Below are 26634 nucleotides of genomic sequence, written 5' to 3'. Positions count from 1 at the left end.
TCTCGTCGAGACATAGACCAGCCTCGGCCCGAGCGGAACCCCGCGCGGATCGGCCGCGCTTGCCTGTGGCAGCGATCCGTGGCACCCCTTTGGCCGAGCCAGAGGAGCCTGCCGATGAACCCGATCCTTCCGCCCTTCCCGCATACCCGTCTGCGCCGGATGCGCCGCACTGCAGCGCTTCGCGATCTCGCGCAGGAACACCGGTTGAGCGTGAAGGACATGATCTGGCCGATCTTCATTACCGACGTGCCGGGCGCGGATGTCGAGGTGCCCTCGATGCCGGGCGTCGTGCGTCGCACGCTCGAGGGGGCGGTGCGCGCCGCCGAAGAGGCCGCAAAGCTCGGCATCCCGGCGATCTGCCTCTTTCCCTATACCGATCCGGCGGTGAAGACCGAGGCCTGCGAAGAGGCCTGGAACCCCGAGAACATCACCAACCGGGTGATCCGCGCGATCAAGGCGGAGGTGCCCGAGATCGCGATCATGACCGATATCGCGCTCGATCCCTACAACGCCAACGGCCATGACGGGCTGGTGCGAGACGGGGTTATCCTCAACGATGAAACCGTTGAATGTCTTGTCAAAATGGGGATCGCGCAGGCCGAGGCCGGGGCGGATATCCTCGGGCCCTCGGACATGATGGACGGGCGGATCACGGCGCTGCGCTCGGCGCTCGAAGCTGCGGGCCATGCCGATGTGACGATCCTCAGCTATGCCGCGAAATATGCTTCCGGCTTCTACGGGCCGTTCCGCGATGCGGTGGGTGCGACCGGCGCGCTCAAGGGCGACAAGAAGACCTACCAGATGAACCCCGGAAATTCCGACGAGGCGATCCGGCTGGTCGCGCGCGATCTGTCGGAGGGTGCGGATATGGTCATGGTCAAGCCGGGGATGCCCTATCTCGACATCTGCCACCGCGTGAAAGAGCAGTTCGGCGTGCCGACCTATGCCTATCAGGTGTCGGGCGAATACGCGATGCTGATGGCGGCGGTGCAGAACGGCTGGCTCGACCACGAGAAGGTCATGCTCGAAAGCCTGATGAGCTTCCGCCGCGCGGGCTGCGATGGCGTGCTCACCTATTTCGCGCCGGAGGCTGCGAAGCTGCTCGGTAACGGCTGAGCAGGGTCTTGCCACTTCGCTGTGAATGGACTCAAGAAGAAGTGACAAAACGGGTTCCCTCCTCTATTAATTGTGCCATGCGGTCGTAATAAGACCAGTCAGCCCGGCGTGAGATCGGGCATATCGAGCGGAGCGACAGACATGACGAAACTTTCCAGACGGACCCTTCTGGCGATGGGCGGTGCGGGGCTTGGCCTTGCAGCCTGCGGCAACGGCGTGGGCAGTGCAGGCAGCGCCAAGCTGGACGCGCGGGTCGATGCGACCCGGAACTACCTTCTGACGAAATATCCCGGCACCCGCGATCTCGAGAGTAAATCGGTGGGCGTGCTTTGGATGCCTTTGATGACCGAAGCGGGCTTCGGCATCGGCGGCGCGTTCGGGCGCGGTGCGCTGCGGATCAACAACGTGACCGTGGATTACTACTCGGCAGCGGCGGCAAGCTTCGGCCTGCAGATCGGGGCGCAGCAATATGCCCATGCCCTGTTCTTCATGACGCCCGAGGCGCTGGCCGGCTTCCGCCGCGGCGATGGCTGGCAGCTGGGCGCGGATGCGCGCTATGCGGTGCCGGATCAGGGCGGCGCGATTTCGGCCTCCACCCTGACCTCGACCGCGCCGATCATCGCGCTGGTCTTCGGTCAGGCCGGTCTGATGGCGGGCGCGACGCTCGCGGGCACGAAATACACCCGGATCATTCCGTAAGATCAGCCGCTTCGGCGGCTCTCTTTGCCCAAGACATAAAGAAAGCCCCGCAGATCGCTGATCTTGCGGGGCTTTTCTTGGTCTTTCCCGGTGAAGATCACCCGCCGAGGATGATCCGCACGTAATTCCGGGTCTCGCGATAGGGCGGAATGCCGTTATGTTTCGCGACGGCCTCCGGCCCCGCATTGTAAGCCGCGAGCGCCAGTCGCCAGCTTCCGAACCGGTCATACATCATCTTCAGGTAGCGCGCGCCGCCTTCGAGGTTCTGCGCCGGATCGCGGGGGTTCACACCCAGTTTGCGCGCGGTGGCGGGCATCAGCTGCGCCAGCCCCATCGCGCCCTTATGCGAGCGCGCCTGCGGGTTCCAGCCGCTTTCCTGCTGCACGAGGCGCAGGAACAGATCGGCCGGGATGCCGTGGCGCGAGGCCACCGATTTCGCGGTGTTCATATATTGGCCGCGATACTTGCCGTTGTAGCGCGGCACGCTCTCGGCACTGGCGGTCTGGGTCAGCTTGCCTTTCGGCGTCAATCGCGAGGAATGCTCGTATTGCTGGGCCGCGCGGGTATCGAGGATGTTGATCTGGTTTCGGAACAGCATCGCGCGGGACTTCGAAGAACTCCCCTGAAGCCGCAGCCCCTCTGCCTGGGCACTCATCGGGCCCGCCATCACCGTCGCCGCGGCAATCGCCACGAATCCGAGACTTCCGATCGTTCTACGCATCGGCCCCCACCACTCACTGTCCACGTATTCTGGGGCAAACTATAGAGAAATCAGCCAAAAGTTAAAGCAAAACGCCAATCGCCTCGGCAACCTCCCGCCGATAAGCTGCCGTAGCGTCAGATTGCGCGCACCTGTTGCTTTTTCGCATCGGCCCTGATGGGGCCGTGAAACAGCTCCTCCACGAAGATCGAAACGAGCTGAGAGCGGCCCGACACGCCCGCCTTGCGATAGACGGAATTGAGATGGGATTTCACCGTGGCCTCGCTCGATCCGCGGAAAGAGGCGGTCTCCGAAACCGAGAAACCCTTGATGGTGAACCCTGCGACATCGGCCTCCGCGGGGGTCAGCCCCCATTGGTCGAACTGCGCGCCCATCATCTCGGCCATCGCACCTTGCGCGGCGCCGATCGTGCGGTCCGCGCGGGCCTGTCGCCGCAGCAGCGCCCAAAGCACCGCCGCCTCCACGACGATCCCCGCGATCAGGCCGAGATTGGCGAAAAGCTCCATGTTGAGATGCAGGGAGAAACGCCCGGCCTCGCGGAAGTCGTCGAACACGTCGGCCACGAAGAGCGATGTGCAGGCGGCTTGGAATATGATGAGGGCGACCAATGCGCCCTCTTTCGTCCAGATTGAGACTCGCTCTCGCGAAACCGCCATCGGCGCTTACCCTCTGTTGCCGCGGAACACCTTCTTACCGGTGATCATCGCGCGCGCAAGGTTCACGCGCAACCGGCGGCTCTCAAAGACGACGGCAGCAATATGGGCGGCGATCGAGACTTCGGCCCAGTTGACGGCGAGTTCATGCAGTGACTCGGGCCATTTCACGCCCCAATAGGCGTCAGTGGTCATCAACCAGCCCGTTCCCGCGATGACGAGAAGCGTGATCAAAAGGTTGTAAATCATCAGCGCGCCGAGCGGCGAATGGCCCAGATGCGCGTGCCGCCGGCCCGTGGCCATATCGCGCAGCTGAGTCAGCGCCCCGGTGGGCGATGGCGGGAAGTCCTTGAAGCGCGCGTGGCGGGTGCCGAACAGCCCCCAGAGGATACGCGCCGTCACGAGGCCCGCGACCGTGTAGCCGATCCAGTGGTGCAGATCGTGCTTCGGCGAGGTGAAGAACGCATTGGCGGTGAAGAGGCCCGCGATGGACCAGTGGAACACCCGGACAAACGGGTCCCATACGCTATGCGCACCGACGGGCGGCGGTTCTGCGTGAGACGTCTCCTGCGACGGAAGATCGGTAAAGCTCGCGTCTTCGATGGCCATGATCGGGCCCTCCTGCTGCTTCTGGAAAGACTGGCGTGAGGAAGACGGGCCGGATCGTGCCGGCCCGCCCCTTGAGGATCGGATCAGTTGCTGTCCGAGCGCTTCACCTGCTGAAGCTTGGAGTTGAAGAAGAGCTGAGCGCGCTTGCCGTCCTTCATCGCGTAGACTTCGATATAGCCGTCTTCCATTTCCATCCGGCGCACGTCGTAGCCCTGATTTTTCAGCTCGGCTGCGAGCTTCTGCTCTTTCGCCGGGGCCACGGCGCCTTCGCCACCTTCTGCGAGTGCGGGGAGAGTGGAGGCAGCGGCAATCGTGGCGCTCGCGGCGATCAGCATCAGGTATTTCATGGGGTATCTCCTCATGGGATGTGGGGTTGCTCGACCGGATCGGGTGGGGTTCGTCCCCGTGTGCCGTCCGGCTCGTCCAGACCTGTGGCAAACCCACGGCGCCATCTATCGGCACAAGGTTGGAAATCTGGGGCCGAAATCGCTCTCAAACCAAAGATGCACGCGGGATTTCGCCGCTTTCCGTCACGGTTGAGCGAACCTTCGCCCCTAGGCTCTCGCGGGGCTCTGCTCTATACCCTTTGGGACCAATTCTAGAATCGCAGGCGGAGGCAATATGGCAGGCAGCGTCAACAAGGTCATTCTGATCGGCAATCTGGGCCGAGACCCGGAGGTGCGGACCTTCTCGAACGGCGGCAAGGTGTGCAACCTGCGCATCGCCACCTCCGAGACGTGGCGCGACCGTAATACCGGCGAGCGCAAGGAGCGCACCGAATGGCATTCGGTCGCGATCTTCTCGGAGCCGCTGGCGAAAGTGGCGGAGCAATATCTGCGCAAAGGCTCGAAGGTCTATATCGAGGGCCAGCTCGAAACCCGCAAATGGCAGGACCAGAACGGTCAGGACCGTTATTCGACCGAGGTCGTGCTGCGCCCCTATCGCAGCGAACTGACCATGCTCGACGGGCCTGGCGGCTCGGGCGGCGGTCAAGGCGGCGGTGGCGGTGGCTACGGCGGTCCGTCCTCGGGTGGCGGCGGCTACGATGATGGCGGCGGCTATGGCGGCCCGTCCTCGGGCGGCTCCGGTGGCGGTGGCGGCGGTGGCCGCTCGGATTTCGACGACGAGATCCCGTTCTGAGTTTCAGACAAGAAAGGCCCCCGGTTCGGGGGCCTTTGCTTTTGAAGCTATCGGGGGAAGTGGCGCGCTCGCGCCCTGCCCTTTACTTCGCGGCCGTCTCGCCGTTCAGGAGCGGTCGCAGATCCGAGGCGATCACGCGCTCGGTCAGCGGGCCGGCAAAGCGGTAGAGCACTTTCCCCGTGCCATCGATCACGAAGGTCTCGGGCACGCCGTAGACGCCCCAGTTCAGCGCCATCTTGCCGTTCGGATCGGCGCCGAGCTCGGCGAACGGGTTGCCCATCTCCCTCAGGAAGCCCTGCGCCTTGGCGGGCTTGTCCTTGTAGTTGACCCCGTAGATCGGAATCCCCTCATCGGCGAGCGCTTCGAGATTGGGATGCTCGACCCGGCACGGCGCGCACCACGAGGCCCAGAAGTTCACCAGCTTGACCTTGCCGTCCTTGAGATCGGCATCGGTGAAGGGTTCGAAATCGCCCAGCGGTTCAAGCTGCACCGGCGGCGCGGGTTTGCCCGCGAAAGCCGTCGGCAGCTGGGTCGGGTCTTCGCGTGTCATCCCCCAGATGAACACGCCCGCAAGCCCCGCGAAGATCAGCGGCGGCAGCAGCATCAGCGGCTTAACCATGTGCGCCCCCTTTCCGGCGAGCCTCGGCCTCGGCCAATTGACGTTTCACCTTCGCGCCGCGCATCAGCGAGACGACGACGATCAACACCAGAAGCACGACCGTCGAGGCCCAGGCGATATTGACGGTTTCGGTATAGGATTTAGTGGACGGATCCACGAGGACGACGCCGCCCTCGGTGACGGTGCCGCTTTGCTCGGTCGTATCACTCATGCCATGCGCTCACGTTGCTGGATGGCGCCCAGACGGCGCGCGCGGACCTCGGTGCGGGTGCGGATCAGCACCAGCGCGAGGAAGAAGAAGACGAACCCGGCCAAGCACAGAAGCAGCGGGAACCAGTAGACATCGGCGATGTGCTGCTCGGAATCCATCGAGAGCGTCGCCCCCTGATGCAGCCCCTGGTTCCAGAAATTCGCCGCATAGCGCGAGAGCACCGCGAACACCCCGCCGACAAGGCTGAGCACGCCGGTCAGATCGGCGGCCGTATCGGGGTTCTCGACCGCAGCCCAAAGCGCGATATAGCCGAGGTAGAACAGGAACAGGATCAGGAACGAGGTCAGTCGCGGATCCCATTCCCACCATGTGCCCCACATCGGCTGGCCCCAGACCGCGCCGGTGATCAGCGCGATCAGCGTCATCACCGCGCCGATGGGCGCCGCAGCCTTCGCGGCCAGCGCCGAGACATGGTGGCGACGGATCAACCAGATCAGCGAGGTCACGACCATCATCACCCAGATGTTGATCGCCATCATCGCGGCGGGGACATGGACATAGATCACCTTCACCGAGCCGCCGAAATTCTCGGCGGCCGGGACGAAGAAATAGCCCCAGACCAGCCCGACGATCAGCGTGATCGCGGCAATTCCCACCGTCCAGGGCAGGATCTTGTCCGTGGTCTTCATGAATTTGACGGGGTTGGCGTATTCCCAGATCGACATCTTGTTGTTCTGCTCACCTTCTGGCCAGGTTGGCTCTGTGTATCACGGCTCTTCCTATCACGGCGCGCGCGCGGGGTGCGCTAGCGCAGATTGACGCGGATCGCGGCGGCCGAGGCGAAGGGCACCAGCGCGACCGTCGCGGCCGTGATCCCGGCCAGCATCAGAAGCGGTGTCTCAGTGTTCATCCCCTCGGCGCCACGGCGCACGAGCTCCGCACCGAAGATGAGGGTCGGCACATAGAATGGCAAGACCAGCAGCGACAACAAAAGTCCGCCGCGCTTCAGCCCGACCGTCAGCGCGGCCCCGAACGTGCCCAGAACTGACAGCGCAGGCGTGCCCAGAAGAAGCGAGATCACCATCCAAAAATGCGCGCCCTGCGGCAGATGCAGCAAGATCCCGAACACGGGCGCTGCGACGACCAGCGGCAGCCCGGTCGTGATCCAATGCGCGAGCGCCTTGATCGAGACGACCCCTTCGAGCGGCACCGGCGCGGTGACCAGCAGATCGAGCGAGCCATCCTCGTAATCGAGCGCGAAAATCCGGTCGAGCGAGAGCAGGCAGGCCAGAAGCGCGCCCACCCACAGGATACCCGGAGCGATCCGCGCGAGGATCTTCCCCTCGGGGCCCACCCCGAACGGGACCAGCGTCACCACGATCAGGAAGAAGGCCAGCCCGAGGCCGAAGCCGCCGCCCGCACGCACCGCAAGGCGCAGGTCTCTGAGCAGAAGCGCGATCATGCCCAGCCTCCTGCGCCAACCAAGGGGGCGCTGCCCCCTTCGCGGCTGCGCCGCTCATCCCCCGGGATATTTCGGCCAAGCCGAAACAGCGCGCAGCTGCCTTCGCCTTGGTTCAAATATCCCCGCCGGAGGCTCCCGACCGCGCCGATAGCGCGCCGCGCGATCATAGGAAAGCCTCGTCGAAAGCGCCCTGCATCCCGCCCTCTTCCGGCGTCTTCGCCTTGAAGGGCGTCAGGTCGAGTACGGAGGCCTCGTTCAGCCCGAGATCGATATGGGTCGCGATCAGCGCGGCCCCGCCGCTTGCCAGATGGCCGCGCACGGCGTCGGCGAAAAGCCCGACGGACGCGGTGTCGAGCGACACGGTCGGCTCGTCCAGCACCCAGATCGGGCGACCGGTGACCAGAAGCCGCGCAAGACCAAGGCGGCGCTTCTGCCCGGCAGACAGGCTATGGGCGGGCCGCGTCTCGAGGCTTTGCAGGTTCATCCGCTCCAGCGCCGGTTCGATATCGCTTGTCGCATAGATCGACGCCCAGAAGCCGAGATTCTCGCGTACGGTCAGCGTCGATTTCAGCCCGTCGGAATGGGCGGCATAGGCCATGCTTTCCGGCGGCATCGAGACCGTCCCGGCCAGCGCCGGTTGCAGCCCGGCCAAGGTGCGCAGAAGCGTCGTCTTGCCGACCCCGTTGGGGCCGCGCAGCACAAGCGCATGGCCTGCGTCGAGCGAAAAGCTCAGGTCTTCCAGAACCGGGAGACCACCGCGCGACACCGCGAGCCCTTCGACCGACAGCATGCTCATTCAGGCGTCTCGGGCGTGGCAGGGTTTTCCGGCATCGCGATCAGCGCACAGCCGACCCGGCGGCCTTCGGACAGCAGCACGTTATAGGTGCGGGCCGCCGAGGGCGTGGCCATGCCCTCGCACATCAGCCCCTCGGCCTCCAGCTCGGCCACGAGGTCCTTCGGTAGATGGGCGATCTCTTCGCCGGTGCCGATGAACAGCACGTCGAGCTTGCCTGCGAGTGCGAGCAGCGGCGCGCGGTCGTCCAGACCGCCCCAGCTGCCCATCTCCTCGCCCGCGACCCAGACCGAGCCGCGCGTGACCTCTCCGGACACGCGGAAAAAGCCCGGCCCGTAGCCGTCGATCGGCAGCGAGGCCCCGAAATTGGCTTCAGTCAGTAGCGACATCCGTTTTGTCGAAGAACTTCTCCGAGGGGTCCTTCTTCTCCTTGTTGCGGTCGAGCCCGATGAACAGGACGATGTTCTTTGCGACATAGACCGAGGAATAGGTGCCCACGATCACGCCCCAGGTCATCGCGAAGACGAAGTTGCGGATCACGTCGCCGCCGAGAACCAATAGCGAGATCAGCGCAAGCAGCGTGGTGCCCGAGGTCATCACGGTGCGCGACAGCGTTTCGTTGACCGAGAGGTTCATCACCTCGCGCAGCGGCATCTTCTTGTATTTCACGAGGTTCTCGCGAAGACGGTCGAAGACGACGACGGTATCGTTGATCGAATAGCCGAGGATCGTCAGCAGCGCCGCGATGATCGACAGGTCGAACTTGATCTGGAACAGCGCGAAGATGCCCACGGTGACGGTCACGTCATGGATCAGCGCGGCGACCGCGCCCACCGAGAACTGCCACTCAAAACGCAGCCAGATATAGATCAGGATCGCGGCAACGGCGGCCAGAACGGACCAGATCGCGGTCCAGATCAGCTCGCCCGAGACCTTGGGCCCGATCGACTCGGTCGCGACGATCTTGATGTCCTTGTTCACCGATTTGAGCGATTCCAGCACCTTGGCCTGTGTGTCGGGGCTGATCGCCTCCTGACCGTCCTGCGCCTGGATGCGGATCGTGACGACCTTCTGATCGGCGCGGAAGTTCGGGTCATAGACCTGCGTGATCAGCACGTCGCCCAGATCGAGCGGCGCGATCGCCTGCCGGTAGGCGCCGATATCGACCGGTTCGGTCTGGTCGGCCTCGGTGCGGATCGTGGTGCCGCCGCGGAAGTCGATGCCGAGGTTCAGCCCCATCGTCAGCACGAGCACCAGCGAGGCCAGCACCATGACGACCGAGAAGCCGAAGGTCAGCTTCTGATGACGGAAAAAGTCGAAGGTGGTCTTCTCGGGGACCAGTTTCAGACGGAATGCCATGTCTTGATCTCCCTTACAGTACGAGTTCGCGGGGACGACGGCGCGCGAACCAGATGCTCACGAACAGCCGCGTCACCCAGATCGCGGTGAAGACCGAGGTGATGATCCCGATCAGGAAGGTGACGGCGAACCCGCGCACCGGGCCTGCGCCCAGCACGAAGAGGATCACCGCCGTGAGGAAGGTGGTCACGTTGGCGTCGACGATGGCGGACATCGCGCGCTCATAGCCAAGCTCGATCGCGCGGGCGGCTTTCGCCTTCTGCTGATTGCGCAGCTCTTCGCGGATACGCTCGAACACGAGCACGTTGGCGTCGACCGCCGTGCCCATCGTCAGCACGATCCCTGCGATACCGGGCAGCGTCAGCGTGCCGCCGATCACCGAGAGGATCGCGAAGATCAGCGCGATGTTGATCGCGAGCGCCAGCGAGGCGAAGACGCCGAAGGTGCCGTAGGACGCGATCATGAAGACCACCACGAGCACCGCGCCCACGGCTGCGGCCATCTTGCCGGCGGCGATCGAATCCGCGCCCAGCTCCGGGCCGATGGTCCGCTCTTCGAGGAAGGTCATCGAAGCGGGCAGCGCACCGGCGCGCAGCAGCAGCGCCAGATCGGTCGCCTCTTTCACCGTGAACCGGCCGGTGATGATGCCCGAGCCACCCGCGATATGCGATTGGATCGTGGGCGCCGAGATCACCTTGTTGTCGAGCACGATGGCGAAGGGCTTGCCGATATTGTTCTGCGTGTAATCGCCGAAAGTGCGGGCCGCGCTCGCGTTGAAGCGGAAGGCCACCGCCGGATAGCCGTTCTGATCGGTATCGGGGCGCGCATCCGTCAGGTCTTCGCCGGTCACGACCGGAAGGCTGTCGAGGATGTAGTAGAGCCCCTTCTGATCGGCCGAGGGCAGGATTTCCTGATCCGAGCCCACCGCCTCGTTCGGGTTCGAGCTGGTGCCGATCACCGAGTTGAAGGTCAGCTTCGCCGTGGTGCCGATGAGCTGCTTGATCTCCTGTGCGGAGCTTGCGCCCGGCACCTGGATCAGGATGCGGTCGGCGCCTTCGCGCACGATCGTGGGTTCACGGGTACCCGCGGCGTCGATCCGGCGGCGCACGATCTCCAGCGATTGCTGCATCGTGCGGTCGTCGGTCGCGGCCTTCTCGGCATCCGAGAGCTGGATGATCAGCTGTTTGCCCTCGGTGGTGATCGCGAGCGTTTTCTGCCCCACACCGGTCAGCGACGAGACCGGGTTGTTCAGCGTCTCGGCGATCTTCTGGGCTTCCGCGATCTGGTCGGCATTGCCGATCTGGATGCGCAGGACGCCCGGATCGGCGTTCAGGCGACGGATCGACCCGAGCGTGCCGCGTTCGGCGGCGAGCGCCTTGCGGAACTCGGGCCAGAGCGCATCGACGCGCGCCTTGTAGACCTCACCGACATTGACCTCGGCCAGAAGCTGCGCGCCACCGCGCAGATCGAGGCCGAGATTGACGATGTCGGAGGGCAGCCAATCGGGCCAGCCAGCCTGCGCGGCCTGCTGCTCGGGCGTCAGAGACTCGCCCTTCGCGGCGGCGGCAACGGCATCGTTATGCCCCTCCACCCGGTTGTAAAAGATGTTCGGCGCGGCAAAGACGACCCCGATCAAAACGATGATCAGGATCAGCACGCGCTTCCACAGCGAGATGTGCAACATGGGGGACGGGCCTTTTATGGCTTATTCAGAGGTCTTGGCGGGTTCGGTGCGCGAAACAACCTGCACGATGGTCGATTTCACCACGCGGACTTTTACGCCCTGCGCGATCTCGACCTCGACCTCGCCGTCTTCCTTGATATGGGTGACTTTGCCGAGAATGCCGCCCTGGGTCACGACCTGATCACCACGGCGCAGCGCCTCGAGCATCGCCTTGTGCTCCTTGGCTTTTTTCTGCTGCGGACGGATCAGCAGGAAATACATGATCACGAAGATCAGGATCAGGGGAAGGAACTGGCCAAACGCGGCGGCGGGGTTACTGGCGCCACCGGCGGCCTGCGCGAAAGCGGGGGTCACGAACATGATCTATGGTCCTTTGTCATGGGCCTTGGGGGCAGCAAGCCCCGGTTGTCGGCGCGCACCCTAGCCGTGGCCCTGAGGCTTGGCAAGGCGAAGCCGCCCCTGTGAAGGCGACCTCACGTCGCGGTGACGCGGCGAAGGGAAACGAGGCGCGCGCGCCCTATTGCCGGAGGGCTGTGATCGGCAAGGAAAAAAGGGGCTCTGCCCCCGCTCCTGCGGAGCGTCCCCGGGATATTTCGATCGAGAAGAAGGGAGGCGTCTCAGCCCAAGGGCAAGGCGCGCTCGGCCAGCCGGGCGAGGTAGGAGGCCCCCACGGGCGCGGCCTCGTCGTTGAAATCGAAGCGCGGATGGTGGAGCCCCGCGCCCTCGCCCGTGCCCATGAAGAGATAGGCGCCGGGCCGGGTCGTCAGCATATAGGCGAAATCCTCGGCCCCCATTTCGCGCGGAGCATCGGTCAGGACCCGCTCGGGGCCCGCGATTTCGCTTGCGACTTCGGCGGCGAAGCCTGTCTCGTCGGGGTCGTTCACGGTGGGCGGGTAGCCGCGTTCGTATTCGATCTCAACGCAGACGCCATGCGCCGCCGCGATGCCTTCGCAGATTTCGCGCAGCCGTTTTTCCGCCAGATCACGGACCTCCGGCTCGAAGCAGCGAATCGTCGCGGTGAGAAAGCCGCTTTCGGGGATGATGTTGAGCGCGGTGCCCGCATGGATCTGCGTGACCGAGACGACGAGCGCATCGCCCGCGCCGACATTGCGCGACACCACCGTCTGCAGCGAGGTCACCATGGCCGAGAGCGCCGGGATCGGATCGATGCAGCCCTGCGGGGTCGCCGCATGGCCGCCGCGCCCCGTCACCGTCACGTGCGCCTCGTCTACCGAGGCGAGATAGGGGCCGGGCGTGGTGTAGAAATGCCCGAAGGGCAGCCCCGGCGCGTTGTGGATCGCGAAGACGCGCGAGATGCCGAAGCGCTCCATCACGCCCGCATCGACCATCACCTCGGCGCCGCCGCCGTCTTCCTCGGCCGGCTGGAAGATCAGCGCCACGGTGCCTGCGAATTTTCGGGTCTCGGCGAGATAGGCCGCAGCCCCCAGAAGCATCGCCGTATGCCCGTCATGGCCGCAGGCATGCATCTTGCCGGGCGTCTCGGAGGCGTATTCCGCATGGGTTTCTTCCGTGATCGGCAGCGCATCCATGTCTGCGCGCAGGCCGATGGTCGGCCCTTCGCCCTGCCCTTTGATCAGCGCCACGATCCCGGTCTGAGCGATCCCTTCATGGATCTCATCCACCCCGATTTCGCGCAGCTTCGCGGCGACAAAACCCGAGGTCTGGTGCAGATCGAAACGCAGCTCGGGATGGCGATGCAGCCAGTGCCGCCATTCGGTCATTTGCGGGCCGAGATCGGCGATACGGTTGAGAACGGGCATAGTGGACTTCCCCTTGCGGGCTGGTTAGGCCAGAGGCATTCGCATGGCAGGAGGCAAGCTGCAATGGCCAAACCCGACGACGCACTCATCTTCGACGATACGGGCGATGCGGCCCATCAGTTCACTCGGCTGACCGCGATCATGGAATGCCTGCGTGACCCGGAGAACGGTTGCCCGTGGGATATGGAGCAGGATTTCGCCTCCATCGCGCCCTACACGATCGAGGAGGCCCATGAGGTGGCCGATGCGATCGCGCGGCAGGCCTGGTCGGAATTGCCGGGCGAGCTGGGCGATCTGGCGCTGCAGGTGGTCTATCACGCGCAGATGGCGTCCGAGGACGGGCGGTTCGATATCTCCGACGTGCTGCGTGCGATCAACGCGAAGATGGTCGCGCGTCATCCTCATGTCTTCGGCGACGAGAGCCGCGAGAAATCCGCCGACCAGCAGACCGCAGATTGGGAAGCGATCAAGGCAGCCGAGCGCAAAGCTGCGGGTAAATCTGAGCGGGTCGGCGTGCTCGATGGGGTGGCCTTGGGCCTGCCCGCGCTGACCCGTGCGATCAAGCTGCAGAACCGTGCGGCGCGGGTGGGCTTCGACTGGCCCTCGACCGACGAGGTGCTCGACAAGATCGTCGAGGAGGCCCGCGAGTTGGAAGAGGCGCGCGACGAATTGGGCCCGGAGGAGCTGGCTGAGGAATATGGCGACCTGCTGTTCGTGATGGTCAATCTGGGTCGGCATCTGGGGTTGGACCCGGAGGCGTCGCTGCGCGCGGCCAATCTGAAATTTACCAACCGGTTCAAGCATATCGAGCGCGAACTTGAAGCGCGCGGCAAGGCGCCCACGGACAGCGATCTGGCCGAGATGGATGCGCTTTGGAACGAGGCGAAGGCGCGCAAGATCAAATGATGGAGGGGGCGCTGCCCCCCGCGCTAGCGCGCCCCCCCGGATATTTTCGCCAAGAGGAAGTTCAGAGAAACGCTTTGCGCAGCATGTTGAGTGCGACCAGCATCAGGAAGCCCGCGAAGACGCGCTTGAGCTTCTTGGGGTCGAGCTTATGGGCCAATGCCGCGCCAAGGGGGGCGGTGATCGTGGTCATCGCGATGACGATCAGGAAGGCGGGGATGTTGACCGCGCCGATCGAGTAAGGTGGCGCGTCGGCCACCGGCGTCAGCAGGAAGCCGATCGCCGAGGGCAGCGCGATGGTCACGCCGAAGCCTGCCGAGGTCGCGACCGCGCGGTGGATCGGGATACCGTGGAGCGTCTGCATCGGCGTGCCAATCGAGCCGCCACCGATCCCCAGCAGCACCGAGAGGAACCCCATCAGCGGGCCGAACCAGGCGCGGAAGATCCCGCCCGGCAGCCCGTCCGAGATCCGCCAGCTCGATTTGCCGAACATCATGTAGCAGGCGATCAGCAGCACCATCACCGCGAAGATGATCTGCATGGTCGAGGAGCGCAGCTGATGCACCACCAGCACCCCGATGATCGCGCCGATGGCGATGGGGGCGATCCATTGCTTGAGGATGTCCCAATCCACAGCGCCCTTGCGGTTATGGGCCATGACCGAGCGGATCGACGTGACGATGATCGTAGCCAGCGAGGTCGCGACGCAGACCTGCATCAGATCGTTTGATCCGTAACCCAAACCGCTGAAAAGATAGAAGAAGGCGGGCACGAGGACGATCCCGCCGCCGACCCCCAGAAGCCCCGCCAGAACGCCTGCGAACGCCCCCACTGCCATCAGGATCAAGACGAGCGGCGCGAGCGTGGCGAAATCGGGCATGTCGGGAAATCTCCTTGGGTTCCGCTCAGTTAACCCGTTCACGTACGGCTGACAACGCACTCTCGAAAAGTTCAACCCCGGCGCCATCGCGGGTCGCGCCTTCCGACAGGATCTGCCGGAAGCGGCGCGCGCCGGGCTTGCCGTGGAACAGGCCGAGCATGTGGCGGGTGATCTGGTGCAGCCTGCCGCCGCGTTCGATATGGCGCGCGATATAGGGGATCATCGCCTGCGCCACGTCGAAGGGATCGCGCGCCGCGCCCTGCCCCCAGATGCGCAGATCGGCGGCGCCAAGCACCTCCATCGGCTGGTGATAGGCGGCGCGGCCCACCATGACGCCGTCGAGCCCTTGGGCGAGTTCGACCTCAGCCGCGGCGAGATCTTTAATACCGCCATTGATCGACAGATGCAGCTGCGGATAGGCCGCCTTCATCGCGTGGACGAGCGGGTAATCGAGCGGCGGGATTTCGCGGTTATCCTTGGGCGAGAGGCCCTGGAGCCAAGCCTTGCGGGCGTGGATCGTGATGCGGGTCACGCCGGCTGCGGCCACTTTCTCGATGAACTCGGGCAGCACCTCCTGCGGGTCCTGATCGTCCACCCCGATGCGGCATTTCACCGTGATTTCTACGGGTTGTGCGGCGATCATCGCGGCGCAGCAATCGGCTACCAGATCGGGGGTTTTCATCAAAACCGCGCCGAACGCCCCGGATTGCACGCGATCGGACGGGCAGCCGCAGTTGAGGTTGATCTCGTCATAACTGAGATCCGCGCCGACCTTCGCCGCCTCGGCCAGTTCCTTCGCGTCCGAACCGCCGAGCTGCAGCGCCACCGGATGTTCGGCAGCGTCAAACCCGAGAAGCCGCTCGCGATCGCCGTGAATCACCGCAGGCGCGGTCACCATCTCGGTGTAAAGCAGCGCGTTGCGGCTGATCTGACGGTGGAAGTAGCGGCAATGGCGGTCGGTCCAGTCCATCATCGGCGCGACCGAGAGCTTCGCTGCGCGGATCAGGGCGTCATCTGTCGTCATCGCATCTCTCATCGGGTCTGTCTCGGGCCGTCTCGATAGCGTCTGTGCCGCCCCCAAGGCGCTGAAATTCCGGAAACTGGGGGAAGTGGCGCACCCAGAAGGATTCGAACCTTCGGCCTCTGCCTTCGGAGGGCAGCGCTCTATCCAGCTGAGCTATGGGTGCCTGAAGCGGCGTATAAAGAAGGAGCGCGCGGCTCGCAACTGGGAAATCGGCTTACCGGGCGGCGAGCGCATCGTCGAGCACGCTTGCCAGCACATCGCGCGGCACATCCGAGGTCACGAAAGCCTCCCCGATGCCGCGCGCGAGGATGAAGCGCAGCTTGCCGTCGAGCACTTTCTTGTCCTGCGCCATCAGGTCGATCAGCGCGTCGCGGCCCGGCAGATCGCCCTCGATATCGGCCAGATCGGTCTTCATCCCCATGTCGCGCAGATGCGCGCGCACGCGGCTCGGGGCTTCTTGCGAGCACAGGCCGAGGCGCTGGCTAAGCTCGAACGCCATTGCGCAGCCGATCGCCACGCCCTCGCCATGCAGGAGCCGATCGGAATAGCCGGTCGCTGCCTCCAGCGCGTGGCAGAAGGTGTGACCGAGATTGAGAAGCGCGCGGTCGCCCTCCTCCGTCTCGTCGCGCGCCACGATCTCGGCCTTCATCTCGACTGAGCGTTTCACCGCATGCAGGCGCTTTTCCATATCGCCCGCGGCCATCGCAGGCGCGTTGGCCTCAAGCCAGTCGAAGAAATTCGCATCGCCCAGAAGCCCGTATTTTACCACCTCGCCATAGCCCGCGAGGAAGTCGCGCGGCTCGAGCGTGCCGAGTACGTCGAGATCGGCCAGCACCAGCGCGGGCTGATGGAAGGCGCCGATCAGGTTCTTGCCCTGCGGCGCGTTGATCCCGGTTTTGCCGCCCACGGAGCTGTCGACCTGCGCAAGAAGCGAGGTCGGGATCTGCACGAAGCGCACCCCCCGGCGCAGCACGGCGGCCGCAAACCCCACCAGATCGCCGATCACACCGCCGCCCAAAGCGATGACGATATCCTTGCGCTCGACCTTCTGCTCCAGCAGCCATTCGACGGTGCGGGTGAATTGCGGCCAGCTTTTCGTGCCCTCGCCCTGCGGCAGGGTCAGCGAGACCATCTCGATATCGCCAAGGCCACGGCGCAGGGTCGCGAGATGCAGATCGGCCACCGTTTGATCGGCGACGACAGCCACGCGCGGACGACGCAGCAAGGGCGCGATCTCGGCGCCGGCATTTTCCAAAAGCCCGGTGCCGATGCGCACCTCGTAGGAACGCTCGCCAAGCTCGACCGGCACGATCTCACGCATCTTTCACCTCTTCGATCAATCCATCCACCTCGCGCAGATGGCTCACCACCTTGCGCGCCATGCCCTGCACCGAGAGGCCCGGCTCGGCCTCGACCGCGATCTGAGCCTTTTGATAATGCGGAAGGCGCGCGGCCAGCAGGTCGCTCAGCGTCCGTTTCGGATCGGCCGTGCGCAGCAAGGGCCGCGTGTTCTTGTGGCGCACCCGGTTCCACAGGATCTCCAGATCCGCCTTCAACCAGACCGAGACGCCAAGCCGGTTGATCAACTCGCGGTTCTTCTCGGACAGGAAGGCCCCGCCACCGGTGGAGATCACGCCGGGCGGTCCTATCAACAGCCGCTCCAGCACTTCCGATTCGCGGGCGCGGAAGAACGGCTCGCCATCGCGAGCGAAAATCTCGGCCACGGTCATCTGGGCGGCGCGTTCGATTTCGTGGTCGCTGTCGAGGAACGGCGAATCGAGCATCTTGGACAGGGCGGTGCCAACGGCGGTCTTTCCCGACCCCATCATGCCGACGAGCACGACGGAGCGCGTCAGATGCCCCAGTTTCTCGGTTTCGCCTTCCACTGCGCGCCCCCTGCCTCGCGTCGCCTGCGGTATTCCTGCCCTGTCAATCCCGGCGGGACGGACAAGGCTTACCATCGGCGGAGCCTTGCACAATCGTGACGCAGGACCCCTTGAATGGCGTGAACTTCCCTGAAATGCCATATATGATCAACGCGAAACCGCAACCAAGAACGGCCCGCCCACCGAGAGACATGATATGGGACGGGCCGCGACAGACGGCAGAAAAGAGAGATTATGGGGCGCATCTTCAAGCTTATCGTCATCCTTCTGGTGCTTGGCGCGATCGGCGTGATCGGCTTTGCTTACTTGGGCGACATGAGCCCCGACAGTCAGGAACAGCGTATCGAAGTCACGCTGCCCGACGGCTCGGGCATGGCAGGCACGAGTAATACCGATGCAGATACCGAGACGGGCACCGACAGCGAGACTGCGAGTGGCAACTGATCGCCGTGCGGCGACCCTTGGCCTGATCTGGCTGAGCGGTTTCGCGCTTGGCGGTCTGGTGGCGGGACCCGCCGCCGCGCAATCGAATGCCGCGGTGGAGGCAACCCCTACCGCCGGGAGCCCGATGTCGGCGATCGACTGGCTGTCGCATTCCTTGAAGTCGGCACCGCGCGATGGCCCGGCGGGCTCGACCGCGCCGGTCAGCGGAGCGGGCGGGATCGAAGATATCGCGGTGCTTTCGCTCGACGCGCCCTCCGCCGATACGTTGGGGCTGTTGACGCCGGATCGCACCGGGTTGCCGCGCGATCTCTGGGGAAAAACGCCTGAGCCGGAGCTTGCGCAGGCCTTGCGGGCGATGCCGCTCGATCAGTTGCCCGCGCTGCGGGGGCTGAGCCTGACGCTACTGCTGGCCGAGCTGAACCCGCCGCAGATCGAGACGCCGTCGCAGCGCAACCAGCTGTTCCTCGCCCGGATCGACCGGCTTCTGGACATGGGCGCGCTGGAACAGGCCAATGCGCTTTTGGGACAGGCTGGCACGGCGAGCCCCGAGATTTTCCGCCGCAGTTTCGACGTAGCGCTGCTGCTGGGGCAGGAAAACCGTGCCTGCAAGATCATCGAGCGCACGCCCGGAATCGCGCCGTCTTATGCCGCGCGGGTGTTCTGCCTTGCGCGCAACGGGCAGTGGGATACGGCGGAGTTGACCTATGGCACGGGGGCCGCGCTGGGGCAGATCCCGCAGGAGGACCGCTCCCTGCTGGAGCAATTCCTCGACCCGGCCCTGGCCGAAGAGGCCGGTGATACGCCGCCCCCCGATCCGGTGACGCCGCTCGCGTTCAAGATGATGGAGGCGATCGGGCAACCGCTGCCCACGGCGACGCTGCCTCTGGCCTTCGCGCAGGCCGATCTGACCGAGAATAACGGCTGGAAATCGCAATTGGAGGCCGCCGAGCGGCTGGCCCGCGCGGGTGTCCTCGATCCGAACCGGCTGCTGGGGCTCTATACCGAGCGCAAAGCCGCGGCTTCGGGGGCGCTCTGGGATCGCGTATCGGCCGTGAGCGCGCTCGATCAGGCGCTTGAGGCGAGCGATACCGACAAGGTCGCGACTGCCCTGCCCGCCGCCTATGACGTGATGGCCCCGGAAGATCTCGCGCCGGTTCTGGGCGCGCTGTTCGGCGACCAGCTCGCGGGCATGGATATGCAGGGTCGCGCGGGCCGCCTCGCCTATGAGCTGAGCCTGCTGACCCCGAATTACGAAGAAAACGCCCGCAAAGGCACGCAGAGTTCGGCGCAGGCCGCGCTGCTCAAGGGGCTGGCCGCGGGCGATACCAGCGCAACCCCCGCAACGGGTGCGCGCGATCAGGCGCTGAAGGCGGTCTTCGATGCACCGCCCGGTGCCGCGCCCGACCGCTACAAGGGATTGCTGCCCGGCCAGCTGGGCCTCGCGCTGATCGAGGCAATCGGGGATGTCGGCGACGGGGCGAAAGGCGATTATCCGCGCCTGCAGGACGGGTTGAGCCTGCTGCGACTGGCCGGATTGGAAACCGTTGCGCGGCGCGCCGCGATCGAGCTGATCGTGCTGGGAGATCGCGGATGACCGGACCCGGTTCAGACGCGCCGCCCGATCCGCAATGGCTGCCGAGTTTTCTGGATGCCCAGTCCGCCGAAGCCGGTGCCGCACGCAACACGATCCTGAGTTACGGGCGTGATCTCAGTGACTTCGCAGGCTTTCTTCAGGCAAAGGGCCTGAGCTACGCGACACTGACCCGCGCCGATATCGAGACCTATCTGATCCGCTGCGAGGCGGAGGGGCTGGCGAAATCGACCCGCGCGCGCAGGCTCTCGGCCATCCGGCAACTTTTTCGCTTCGCCTATGAGGAAGGCTGGCGCGCCGACAATCCGGCGATCCGCATCGCAGGTCCCGGGCGCGCGCAACGCCTGCCGAAGACGCTGAGCCTCGAGGAGGTCGAGGCGTTGCTGGAGGCCGCCCGCGATCAGGGCCGCTCGCAAAAGGACCAGATCCGCAATCGCTGCCTGATGGAGCTGCTTTACGCGACGGGGATGCGGGTCTCCGAACTGGTCTCCCTGCCCGTCTCATCTGCGCGCGGCGATCCGCGGATGCTGCTGGTGCGCGGCAAGGGCGACAAGGAGCGGATGGTGCCGCTCTCGCCACCGGCGCGCGAGGCGCTGGCCGACTGGCTGAGCGCGCGCGACGAGGCCGAGGAACAGGCCCGGATCGAGCATCGCGCGCCGCCCTCGCGTTTCCTCTTTCCCTCGGGCGGCAAGGAAGGTCACCTGACCCGTCAGGGCTTTCACAAGCTGCTCAAAGACATCGCGGTGAAGGCCGGGGTCAGCCCCGCCAGGGTCACGCCCCACGTCTTGCGCCACGCCTTCGCCACGCATCTTCTGCAAGGTGGCGCGGATCTGCGCGCGATCCAGATGCTGCTGGGGCACGCGGACCTGTCGACCACGGAAATCTACACCCATGTTCTCGACGAACGGCTCAAGGAGCTGGTGCTGACGCATCACCCGTTGGCGAAACCGCGCGGCAAAAGTGACGGCACCGCTTGAATGCGCCCTGCCCGCGCCCCATAACCTGACACCATGGAAAACACTCTCGATTTTGCCTTCTGGATCACCGCCGGTTCGATCATTCTGCTGCTGGCGCTCTCGGCCTTTTTCTCGGGCTCGGAAACCGCGCTGACGGCGGCCAGCCGTGCGAAGCTGCGCGCGCAGGCCGATAAGGGCGAAAGCGGCGCGAAGACCGCGCTGGAGGTCACCGAGGATAGCGAGCGCCTGATCGGCGCGATCCTTCTGGGCAACAACGTCGTCAACATCCTCTCGGCCTCGCTGGCGACCGCGCTTCTGACGCGGGTCTTCGGGCAATCGGGCGTGGCGCTGGCGACGCTGGTGATGACGCTTCTGGTGCTGATCTTCGCCGAGGTGCTGCCCAAGACCTATGCGATCACCCTGCCCGAGAAAGTCGCCTCGAAGGTCGCGGGGCCGATCCGTGTCGTGACGCTCATTCTCGCACCGATCGTCGCCATCGTGCGGATGATCGTGCGCGGCATCCTCTATGCCTTCGGGATGCGGACCGACAAGGACACCCATATGTTCTCGATTCACGAGGAAATCGCGGGTGCGCTGGCGCTGGGGCAATCCGAGGGCACGGTCGACAAGGAAGACCGTGACCGGCTGCTGGGCGCGCTCGATCTGGGCAATCGCACGGTCGAAGAGATCATGCTCCACCGGAGCCAGATCGAGATGATCGATATCGAGGAAGACCCCGACACGATCCTCACGGCGGTGCTCTCCTCGCCCCACACCCGCCTGCCGCTCTATCGCGGCGAGCGCGAGAACGTGGTGGGCGTGATCCATTCGAAAGACTTGCTGCGCGCAGTGGAAAAGGTCGTGCGTGGCGGCGACGGGACGCTGGAAAGCGTGGCCGATCTCGACATCGCCAAGGTGATGATGAAGCCCTATTTCGTCCCCGAGACGACGCCGCTCGACGAGCAGATGCAGGAGTTCCTGAAGCGTCGCACCCATTTCGCACTGGTGGTGGATGAATATGGCGACCTGCGCGGTCTGCTGACGCTGGAAGACATCCTCGAAGAAATCGTGGGCGAGATTACCGACGAGTTCGACCCCAAGGCCGAGAAGCGTCTGAAGCCCACCGAGAGCGGCGATTACATCGTCGACGGCGCGATGACGATCCGTGACCTGAACCGCGAGACCGACTGGACGCTGCCCGATGAAGAGGCCAACACCGTCGCCGGTCTGGTGATCCACGAGGCGCAGACGATCCCGACGGAAGGCCAGGTCTTTTCCTTCCACGGCTTCCGCTTCGAGGTCGCCGGCCGCAAGGACAACCGGATCACGCGGCTGAAGATCCGGCCGCTGATCCCGGGCGGCTATCCGGAGAGCTGAGAGGCGATGTCAGAGGGGGCGCTGCCCCCCCCCCGCGGCTGCGTGCCCCCCCCGGGATATTTCTGCCAAGAGGAAGGGATCAGTCGCAGGCGCAACCGGGCCCGCGATGACAGGTCTTCGAGCGGCTGATGCAGCTATCGCCGCAGGCTTTACCCTTGGAACAGTGTTTGCAGCAAGCGGCGAAGAGCGCGGGTTTCGGATCGGCGAGAGAGAACAGGGTCGCCTTGGCCTGATCTGCCTGGACCCGCTGGGTCGGTTCGTCGGATTGGGCGGGTTGCGCGAAGGAAAGCGACGCGACCACGGCGGCGGCAAAAATGCGTTTCAAATGGGCTCTCCGTGAAAATTTTCGCGTTAACTAAGGTTAATTTCGCGCGACGATGCCTTTGAGGCAAGCTTCGTCTTACCTGCCCTCTTGCCAAGCGCGAAAACGCGCCCTAATGCCAACGGCATGACAGACCATCAGCGCCTCCTCATCATCGACTTCGGCTCTCAAGTCACGCAGCTGATTGCGCGGCGACTTCGCGAGCTTAACGTCTATTGCGAAATCCATCCCTATCAGAACGTCACCGACTCCTTCCTGAAAGAGTTCGCCCCGAAAGCGATCATCTTCTCGGGCGGGCCGGATTCGGTCACGCGCGAGGGTTCTCCCCGGCCGCCGAAATCGGCCTATGAGCTGGGTGTGCCGATCCTCGGCATCTGCTACGGCCAGCAGGTGATGATGCAGGATCTGGGCGGTCTGGTGGAGGCCAAGCACGGCTCCGCCGAATTCGGGCGCGCCTATGTGACTCCGACCGAGACGCGGATCGATCTGCTCAATGGCTGGTTCATGGATGGCGCGGGCCGCGAGCAAGTCTGGATGAGCCATGGCGACCATGTCAGCCGCATCGCGCCGGGCTTCGAGGTGTATGGCACCTCGCCGGGCGCGCCTTACGCGATCACCGCCGATCTGAGCCGTCGTTTCTACGCGGTGCAGTTCCATCCGGAGGTGCATCACACCCCCAACGGCAAGACGCTTTATGAGAACTTCGTGCGCGACGCGGGCTTTACCGGCGACTGGACGATGGATGCCTATCGCGACGAGGCGATCCGCCAGATCCGCGAGCAGGTGGGCGATCAACACGTCATCTGCGGTCTGTCCGGCGGCGTCGACAGCTCGGTCACCGCGATCCTGCTGCACGAGGCGATCGGCGATCAGCTGACCTGTGTCTTCGTGGATCACGGGTTGCTGCGGCAGAACGAGGCCGAAGAAGTGGTCACGATGTTCCGCGATCACTACAACATCAAACTGATCCATGCCGATGAGAGCGAACTGTTCCTGGGCGAGTTGGAAGGCGTCACCGACCCTGAGGTCAAGCGCAAGACGATCGGGCGTCTCTTCATCGACGTGTTCCAGAAATATGCGGGCGAGATCGAGGATGCGAGCTTCCTCGCGCAGGGCACGCTCTATCCCGATGTCATCGAATCGGTGAGCTTCTCGGGCGGCCCCTCGGTCACGATCAAGTCGCACCACAATGTGGGCGGTCTGCCCGAGAAGATGGGCCTCAAGCTGGTCGAGCCGCTGCGCGAGCTGTTCAAGGACGAGGTCCGCGCGCTCGGTCACGAGCTGGGTCTGCCGGCATCGTTCATCGGCCGCCACCCCTTCCCCGGCCCCGGCCTCGCGATCCGCTGCCCCGGCGAGATCACTCGCGACAAGCTGGAGATCCTGCGTAAGGCCGACGCGGTCTATATCGACCAGATCCGCAAGCATGGGCTTTATGACGAGATCTGGCAGGCCTTTGTCGCGATCCTGCCGGTGCGCACCGTCGGTGTGATGGGCGACGGGCGGACCTATGACTACGCCTGCGCCCTGCGCGCGGTGACGAGCGTCGATGGCATGACCGCCGATTACTACCCGTTCAGCCACGAGTTCCTCGGCGAGACCGCGACGCGGATCATCAACGAGGTGAAGGGCATCAACCGGGTGACCTACGACATCACCTCGAAGCCCCCCGGCACGATCGAGTGGGAGTGAGCAATGGCGGCCCCGGTCGGGGCCGCAGCTTCTTTCCATTGGAAGGAAGTAGTCTGCGTACGCCTCGTGATAGTCTGTCGATGAATAGGGCGTCGAATTATGAAAAAGCTCTTTAAGAAATACAAAATTGTAAAACGTTCGAAGTATGACGCTCTGAAACGGCTCTCGAGCGACGCGCAAGATTTCGAGTTTCTCAAAGCGATGCCCCGGGATAAGGCCTCCCAGATCCTGACCCACTTGGAGGCATCCAAGGCCCAGCTAAGGCAGGACCTGCTGGCGCTCACCTATTCAGATTTCAGAGAGAACGGATTTTTCGTTGAGTTCGGCGCCACCGATGGAGTGGGCCTTTCGAATACCCACCTCCTCGAAAAGCAATTCGGATGGACGGGTATCTTGGCGGAACCTGCAAGAACTTGGCACAATGCGCTCAAGGGTAATCGATCCGCAGTCATCGACACGCGATGCGTCTGGAAATCGAGCGGTCAACACCTGGAGTTCGACGAGGTCGCCAATTCGGAATTATCTACTATCTCCGAATTTGCAGCCTCGGACTTTCACAAGAAACGAAGAACAGACAAGAAAACCTATACTGTTGAGACAGTATCGCTTTTCGATCTGCTTCGACAGCATCAGGCTCCGCGCCAAATCGATTACTTGTCGATAGATACCGAGGGAAGCGAATATTCCATATTGGAAGCCTTCGACTTCGCCTCCTACGATATCCGCTTGATTACCTGCGAACATAACTTTTCGGATCAGCGCTCGAAAATCTTCGAGCTGCTTACGCGAAACGGGTATGATCGGATTCACACGGAAATCTCGAGATTCGACGATTGGTATTTGAAGCGCGGGAGTTGACTGACATGCCTCTCACCCTGACCGGGCGCCTGATCTGCGCCGATGCCGCCGAGGTCGGAATTGTCCGCGTTCACCTGCCCGAGCATATTGCGCTGACGCATGCCGAGCCGGGTTGCGAGATGTTCGAAGTCAGGCAAGGCGCCGATCCGCTGGTCTTCACTGTCACGGAACGCTTCACCGACCGGGCCGCGTTCGAGGCGCATCAGGCGCGGACGAAGGCCTCGGAATGGGGCCGCGCGACCCAGGGGATCGCGCGGGAGTATCAGATCGAGGAAGACTGAGCCGTCACAGGAAGGCGTCGGGTACTTCGGCCTTCTTGCGCGCGACATAAGCCGCCAGCGCCTCGGCGACGCTCGGGTCCATCGCGGGCTGCTGATACTCGCTGAGCATCTTCTCGACCCGCTTCGTCGCCAGCGCCATCGTGTCGGGCGCGCCCTGCTCTTCCCAGGTCTCGAAAGGCCGGTAATCGAGCAGTTTCGTGCGCCAGAACGCATCCTTGAAATTGGCCTGCGTATGGGCGCAGCCGAGATAGTGACCGCCGGGGCCGACCTCGCGGATCGCGCCCATGGCCTGCGCGTCCTCCGAGATGTCGACGCCCTGCGCCAGACGATGCAGAACGCCCAGCTGGTCGGCATCCATCACGAATTTCTCGTAGGACGAGACCAGACCGCCCTCCAGCCAGCCACAGGAGTGGAGCATGAAGTTCACGCCAGCATAGAGCCCGTTATTGAGCGTGTTGGCGCTCTCGTAAGCCGCCTGCGCGTCGGGCAGTTTCGAGCCGGTGAAGCCGCCCGCGGAACGATAGGGCAGCCCCAGACGCCGAGCGAGTTGCCCCGCGCCGAGCGTGATCAAAGAGGCTTCCGGCGTGCCGAAGGTCGGTGCGCCCGAATTCATGTCGATCGAGGTCACGAACGCCCCGAAGATCACCGGCGCGCCGGGGCGGATCAGCTGGGAATAGGCCACGCCCGCCAGCACTTCGGCCAGCACTTGCGTCAGCGTGCCCGCGACCGAGACCGGCGCCATCGCGCCGCCCACGATGAAGGGCGAGATGATGCAGGCCTGATTGGCGCGGGCGTAGATCTCCAGCGCGCCCATCATGGTGCCGTCGAAGGTCAGCGGCGAGTTGATGTTGATGAGCGAGGTCATCACCGCATTATTGTCGACGAACTCCTCTCCGAAGAGGATCTTCGACATCTCGACGCTGTCCTCGGCGCGCGAGGGTTCGGTGACCGAGCCCATATAGGGCTTGTCCGACAGCGTCATATGCGCGTGGAGCATGTCGAGGTGGCGCTTGTTCACCGCCACGTCGGTCGGCTCGCAGACGGTGCCGCCGGAATGGTGGAGCCATTTCGACATGTAGCCGAGCTTCACGAAATTGCGGAAATCCTCGATCGTCGCGTAGCGGCGGCCGCCCTGCGCATCGCGCACGAAGGGCGGGCCGTAGACCGGGGCCAGCACGAGATTGCGCCCGCCGATCTCTACATTGCGCTCGGGGTTGCGGGCGTGCTGGGTGAATTGCGACGGCGCGGTCGCGCAGAGCTTGCGGGCAAGGCCGCGCGGAATGCGCACGCGCTCGCCTTCGATCGAGGCCCCGGCCTCGCGCCAGCGTTCCAGCGCTTCGGGGTTCTCGACGAAGTTGACGCCGATCTCTTCGAGCACGGTTTCCGCGTTATGCTCGATGATCTCGAGGGCTTCCTCGTTCAGGATTTCCATGTCGGGAATGTTGCGCGTGATGAAGCGCGAGAACTCCACCTTCACGGCCGTGCGTTCGGCCCGACGGGCTGCCCCGCCACCACCGCGCGCGCGACGTCCCACACGTTCACCCAATTCCGATTCGGCCATGATTGCCTCCGCCCG

General features: G+C 64.3%; 31 protein-coding genes and 1 tRNA gene. 11 read left to right on the top strand and 21 right to left on the bottom strand.

The features are described from left to right. Positions 1–114: 114 nt before the first annotated feature. Both hemB and AXZ77_RS09420 read left to right on the top strand, forming a co-directional pair. Positions 115–1116: a porphobilinogen synthase gene (hemB, locus tag AXZ77_RS09425; RefSeq protein ID WP_098410950.1), complete on the top strand. Its 1002-nt coding sequence runs from the start codon at positions 115–117 to the stop codon at positions 1114–1116. A gap of 141 nt (positions 1117–1257) precedes the next feature. Beyond that, complete coding sequence (locus AXZ77_RS09420) at positions 1258–1815, top strand: YSC84-related protein (protein ID WP_098410949.1); 558 nt, start codon at positions 1258–1260, stop codon at positions 1813–1815. Positions 1816–1912: 97 nt separating this feature from the next. Here AXZ77_RS09420 and AXZ77_RS09415 read toward each other — a convergent pair whose 3' ends face one another. The 4 genes from AXZ77_RS09415 to AXZ77_RS09400 all read right to left on the bottom strand — a co-directional run bounded on the left by AXZ77_RS09415 (position 1913) and on the right by AXZ77_RS09400 (position 4145). Next, a complete protein-coding gene (locus AXZ77_RS09415) occupies positions 1913–2536 on the bottom strand; it encodes a lytic transglycosylase domain-containing protein (RefSeq protein ID WP_098410948.1) in 624 nt (207 codons plus the stop codon). A gap of 116 nt (positions 2537–2652) precedes the next feature. Next, positions 2653–3144 carry a helix-turn-helix transcriptional regulator gene (locus AXZ77_RS09410; RefSeq protein ID WP_255266455.1) on the bottom strand — a complete coding sequence of 164 codons (492 nt, stop codon included), beginning with the start codon at positions 3142–3144 and terminating at the stop codon, positions 2653–2655. Positions 3145–3198: 54 nt separating this feature from the next. Further along, positions 3199–3798 (bottom strand): cytochrome b/b6 domain-containing protein, encoded by a 600-nt coding sequence (locus AXZ77_RS09405; RefSeq protein WP_098410946.1) that lies wholly within the window; start codon positions 3796–3798, stop codon positions 3199–3201. Positions 3799–3881: 83 nt separating this feature from the next. Further along, the gene (locus AXZ77_RS09400; RefSeq protein ID WP_168173824.1) at positions 3882–4145 is read right to left on the bottom strand and encodes a PepSY domain-containing protein; all 264 of its coding nucleotides are present in this window, start codon (positions 4143–4145) and stop codon (positions 3882–3884) included. A gap of 274 nt (positions 4146–4419) precedes the next feature. Between AXZ77_RS09400 and ssb the strand changes: the two genes are divergently transcribed. Next, on the top strand, positions 4420–4938 hold the full coding sequence (ssb, locus tag AXZ77_RS09395; RefSeq protein WP_078572308.1) for a single-stranded DNA-binding protein: 519 nt from the start codon (positions 4420–4422) through the stop codon (positions 4936–4938). Positions 4939–5020: 82 nt separating this feature from the next. Here ssb and AXZ77_RS09390 read toward each other — a convergent pair whose 3' ends face one another. The 10 genes from AXZ77_RS09390 to AXZ77_RS09345 form a co-directional block, all read right to left on the bottom strand. Next, positions 5021–5557 carry a DsbE family thiol:disulfide interchange protein gene (locus AXZ77_RS09390; RefSeq protein WP_098410944.1) on the bottom strand — a complete coding sequence of 179 codons (537 nt, stop codon included), beginning with the start codon at positions 5555–5557 and terminating at the stop codon, positions 5021–5023. Next, positions 5550–5768 carry a heme exporter protein CcmD gene (gene ccmD / locus AXZ77_RS09385; RefSeq protein WP_083079292.1) on the bottom strand — a complete coding sequence of 73 codons (219 nt, stop codon included), beginning with the start codon at positions 5766–5768 and terminating at the stop codon, positions 5550–5552. Before ccmD ends, AXZ77_RS09390 begins: the two co-directional genes overlap by 8 nt. Continuing rightward, the gene (locus AXZ77_RS09380) at positions 5765–6493 is read right to left on the bottom strand and encodes a heme ABC transporter permease (protein ID WP_098410943.1); all 729 of its coding nucleotides are present in this window, start codon (positions 6491–6493) and stop codon (positions 5765–5767) included. Before AXZ77_RS09380 ends, ccmD begins: the two co-directional genes overlap by 4 nt. Before the next feature lie 80 nt (positions 6494–6573). Beyond that, complete coding sequence (gene ccmB / locus AXZ77_RS09375) at positions 6574–7230, bottom strand: heme exporter protein CcmB (protein WP_098410942.1); 657 nt, start codon at positions 7228–7230, stop codon at positions 6574–6576. 163 nt (positions 7231–7393) lie between these two features. Beyond that, positions 7394–8026: a heme ABC exporter ATP-binding protein CcmA gene (gene ccmA / locus AXZ77_RS09370; protein ID WP_098410941.1), complete on the bottom strand. Its 633-nt coding sequence runs from the start codon at positions 8024–8026 to the stop codon at positions 7394–7396. After that, on the bottom strand, positions 8023–8412 hold the full coding sequence (locus tag AXZ77_RS09365) for an Mth938-like domain-containing protein (protein WP_098410940.1): 390 nt from the start codon (positions 8410–8412) through the stop codon (positions 8023–8025). Before AXZ77_RS09365 ends, ccmA begins: the two co-directional genes overlap by 4 nt. Beyond that, a complete protein-coding gene (secF, locus tag AXZ77_RS09360; protein WP_098410939.1) occupies positions 8396–9382 on the bottom strand; it encodes a protein translocase subunit SecF in 987 nt (328 codons plus the stop codon). The genes AXZ77_RS09365 and secF overlap by 17 nt, the downstream gene beginning before the upstream one ends. Positions 9383–9395: 13 nt before the next feature. Then, positions 9396–11066, bottom strand: a complete 1671-nt coding sequence (gene secD / locus AXZ77_RS09355; protein ID WP_098410938.1) for a protein translocase subunit SecD — start codon at positions 11064–11066, stop codon at positions 9396–9398. Between the two features lie 21 nt (positions 11067–11087). Then, positions 11088–11426 (bottom strand): preprotein translocase subunit YajC, encoded by a 339-nt coding sequence (yajC, locus tag AXZ77_RS09350; protein WP_078520633.1) that lies wholly within the window; start codon positions 11424–11426, stop codon positions 11088–11090. Between the two features lie 257 nt (positions 11427–11683). After that, positions 11684–12847 carry a M20 aminoacylase family protein gene (locus AXZ77_RS09345; protein ID WP_098410937.1) on the bottom strand — a complete coding sequence of 388 codons (1164 nt, stop codon included), beginning with the start codon at positions 12845–12847 and terminating at the stop codon, positions 11684–11686. 63 nt (positions 12848–12910) lie between these two features. Between AXZ77_RS09345 and mazG the strand changes: the two genes are divergently transcribed. Then, positions 12911–13753, top strand: coding sequence for a nucleoside triphosphate pyrophosphohydrolase (gene mazG, locus AXZ77_RS09340; protein WP_098410936.1), 843 nt, complete (start codon positions 12911–12913; stop codon positions 13751–13753). A 61-nt stretch (positions 13754–13814) separates the two neighbouring features. Here mazG and AXZ77_RS09335 read toward each other — a convergent pair whose 3' ends face one another. From AXZ77_RS09335 to AXZ77_RS09315, 5 genes are all read right to left on the bottom strand, one after another. After that, complete coding sequence (locus AXZ77_RS09335; RefSeq protein ID WP_078550450.1) at positions 13815–14630, bottom strand: sulfite exporter TauE/SafE family protein; 816 nt, start codon at positions 14628–14630, stop codon at positions 13815–13817. A gap of 25 nt (positions 14631–14655) precedes the next feature. Next, positions 14656–15654: a tRNA dihydrouridine(20/20a) synthase DusA gene (gene dusA / locus AXZ77_RS09330; RefSeq protein ID WP_098410935.1), complete on the bottom strand. Its 999-nt coding sequence runs from the start codon at positions 15652–15654 to the stop codon at positions 14656–14658. Positions 15655–15740: 86 nt separating this feature from the next. Beyond that, positions 15741–15817 (bottom strand) — tRNA-Arg (locus AXZ77_RS09325). A 51-nt stretch (positions 15818–15868) separates the two neighbouring features. After that, entirely contained in the window at positions 15869–16975 is a 1107-nt protein-coding gene (aroB, locus tag AXZ77_RS09320; protein ID WP_098410934.1) for a 3-dehydroquinate synthase, read from the bottom strand. Then, a complete protein-coding gene (locus AXZ77_RS09315) occupies positions 16968–17540 on the bottom strand; it encodes a shikimate kinase (RefSeq protein ID WP_255266454.1) in 573 nt (190 codons plus the stop codon). The genes aroB and AXZ77_RS09315 overlap by 8 nt, the downstream gene beginning before the upstream one ends. Before the next feature lie 234 nt (positions 17541–17774). Here AXZ77_RS09315 and AXZ77_RS19335 point away from each other — a divergent pair, with 234 nt between their 5' ends. The 4 genes from AXZ77_RS19335 to AXZ77_RS09295 are packed head-to-tail and all read left to right on the top strand — an operon-like array spanning position 17775 to position 21908. Next, a complete protein-coding gene (locus AXZ77_RS19335) occupies positions 17775–17984 on the top strand; it encodes a hypothetical protein (protein WP_141536248.1) in 210 nt (69 codons plus the stop codon). Next, positions 17974–19578 (top strand): hypothetical protein, encoded by a 1605-nt coding sequence (locus AXZ77_RS09305; protein ID WP_098410932.1) that lies wholly within the window; start codon positions 17974–17976, stop codon positions 19576–19578. Before AXZ77_RS19335 ends, AXZ77_RS09305 begins: the two co-directional genes overlap by 11 nt. Continuing rightward, complete coding sequence (locus AXZ77_RS09300; RefSeq protein ID WP_098410931.1) at positions 19575–20552, top strand: site-specific tyrosine recombinase XerD; 978 nt, start codon at positions 19575–19577, stop codon at positions 20550–20552. Before AXZ77_RS09305 ends, AXZ77_RS09300 begins: the two co-directional genes overlap by 4 nt. A gap of 33 nt (positions 20553–20585) precedes the next feature. After that, complete coding sequence (locus AXZ77_RS09295) at positions 20586–21908, top strand: HlyC/CorC family transporter (protein WP_098410930.1); 1323 nt, start codon at positions 20586–20588, stop codon at positions 21906–21908. A 79-nt stretch (positions 21909–21987) separates the two neighbouring features. Here the strand turns inward: AXZ77_RS09295 and AXZ77_RS09290 are convergent, their stop codons facing one another. Then, positions 21988–22233, bottom strand: coding sequence for a hypothetical protein (locus tag AXZ77_RS09290; RefSeq protein ID WP_098410929.1), 246 nt, complete (start codon positions 22231–22233; stop codon positions 21988–21990). Between the two features lie 123 nt (positions 22234–22356). Between AXZ77_RS09290 and guaA the strand changes: the two genes are divergently transcribed. The 3 genes from guaA (at position 22357) to AXZ77_RS09275 (ending at position 25058) form a co-directional block, all read left to right on the top strand. Then, positions 22357–23919 carry a glutamine-hydrolyzing GMP synthase gene (guaA, locus tag AXZ77_RS09285; RefSeq protein WP_098410928.1) on the top strand — a complete coding sequence of 521 codons (1563 nt, stop codon included), beginning with the start codon at positions 22357–22359 and terminating at the stop codon, positions 23917–23919. 99 nt (positions 23920–24018) lie between these two features. After that, complete coding sequence (locus AXZ77_RS09280) at positions 24019–24777, top strand: FkbM family methyltransferase (RefSeq protein WP_098410927.1); 759 nt, start codon at positions 24019–24021, stop codon at positions 24775–24777. A 5-nt stretch (positions 24778–24782) separates the two neighbouring features. Next, positions 24783–25058: a putative quinol monooxygenase gene (locus AXZ77_RS09275; protein WP_098410926.1), complete on the top strand. Its 276-nt coding sequence runs from the start codon at positions 24783–24785 to the stop codon at positions 25056–25058. Between the two features lie 4 nt (positions 25059–25062). On the opposite strand, the gene AXZ77_RS09270 is transcribed toward AXZ77_RS09275, so the two are convergent. Then, entirely contained in the window at positions 25063–26619 is a 1557-nt protein-coding gene (locus AXZ77_RS09270) for a trimethylamine methyltransferase family protein (protein WP_098410925.1), read from the bottom strand. Positions 26620–26634 lie beyond the last annotated feature (15 nt).

Origin of the sequence: Thioclava sp. ES.031 (assembly GCF_002563775.1) — a bacterium.
Lineage (GTDB): Bacteria > Pseudomonadota > Alphaproteobacteria > Rhodobacterales > Rhodobacteraceae > Thioclava.
The sequence above is the reverse complement of the archived record's forward strand: the minus strand, read 5'-3'. Positions and strand labels throughout refer to the sequence as shown.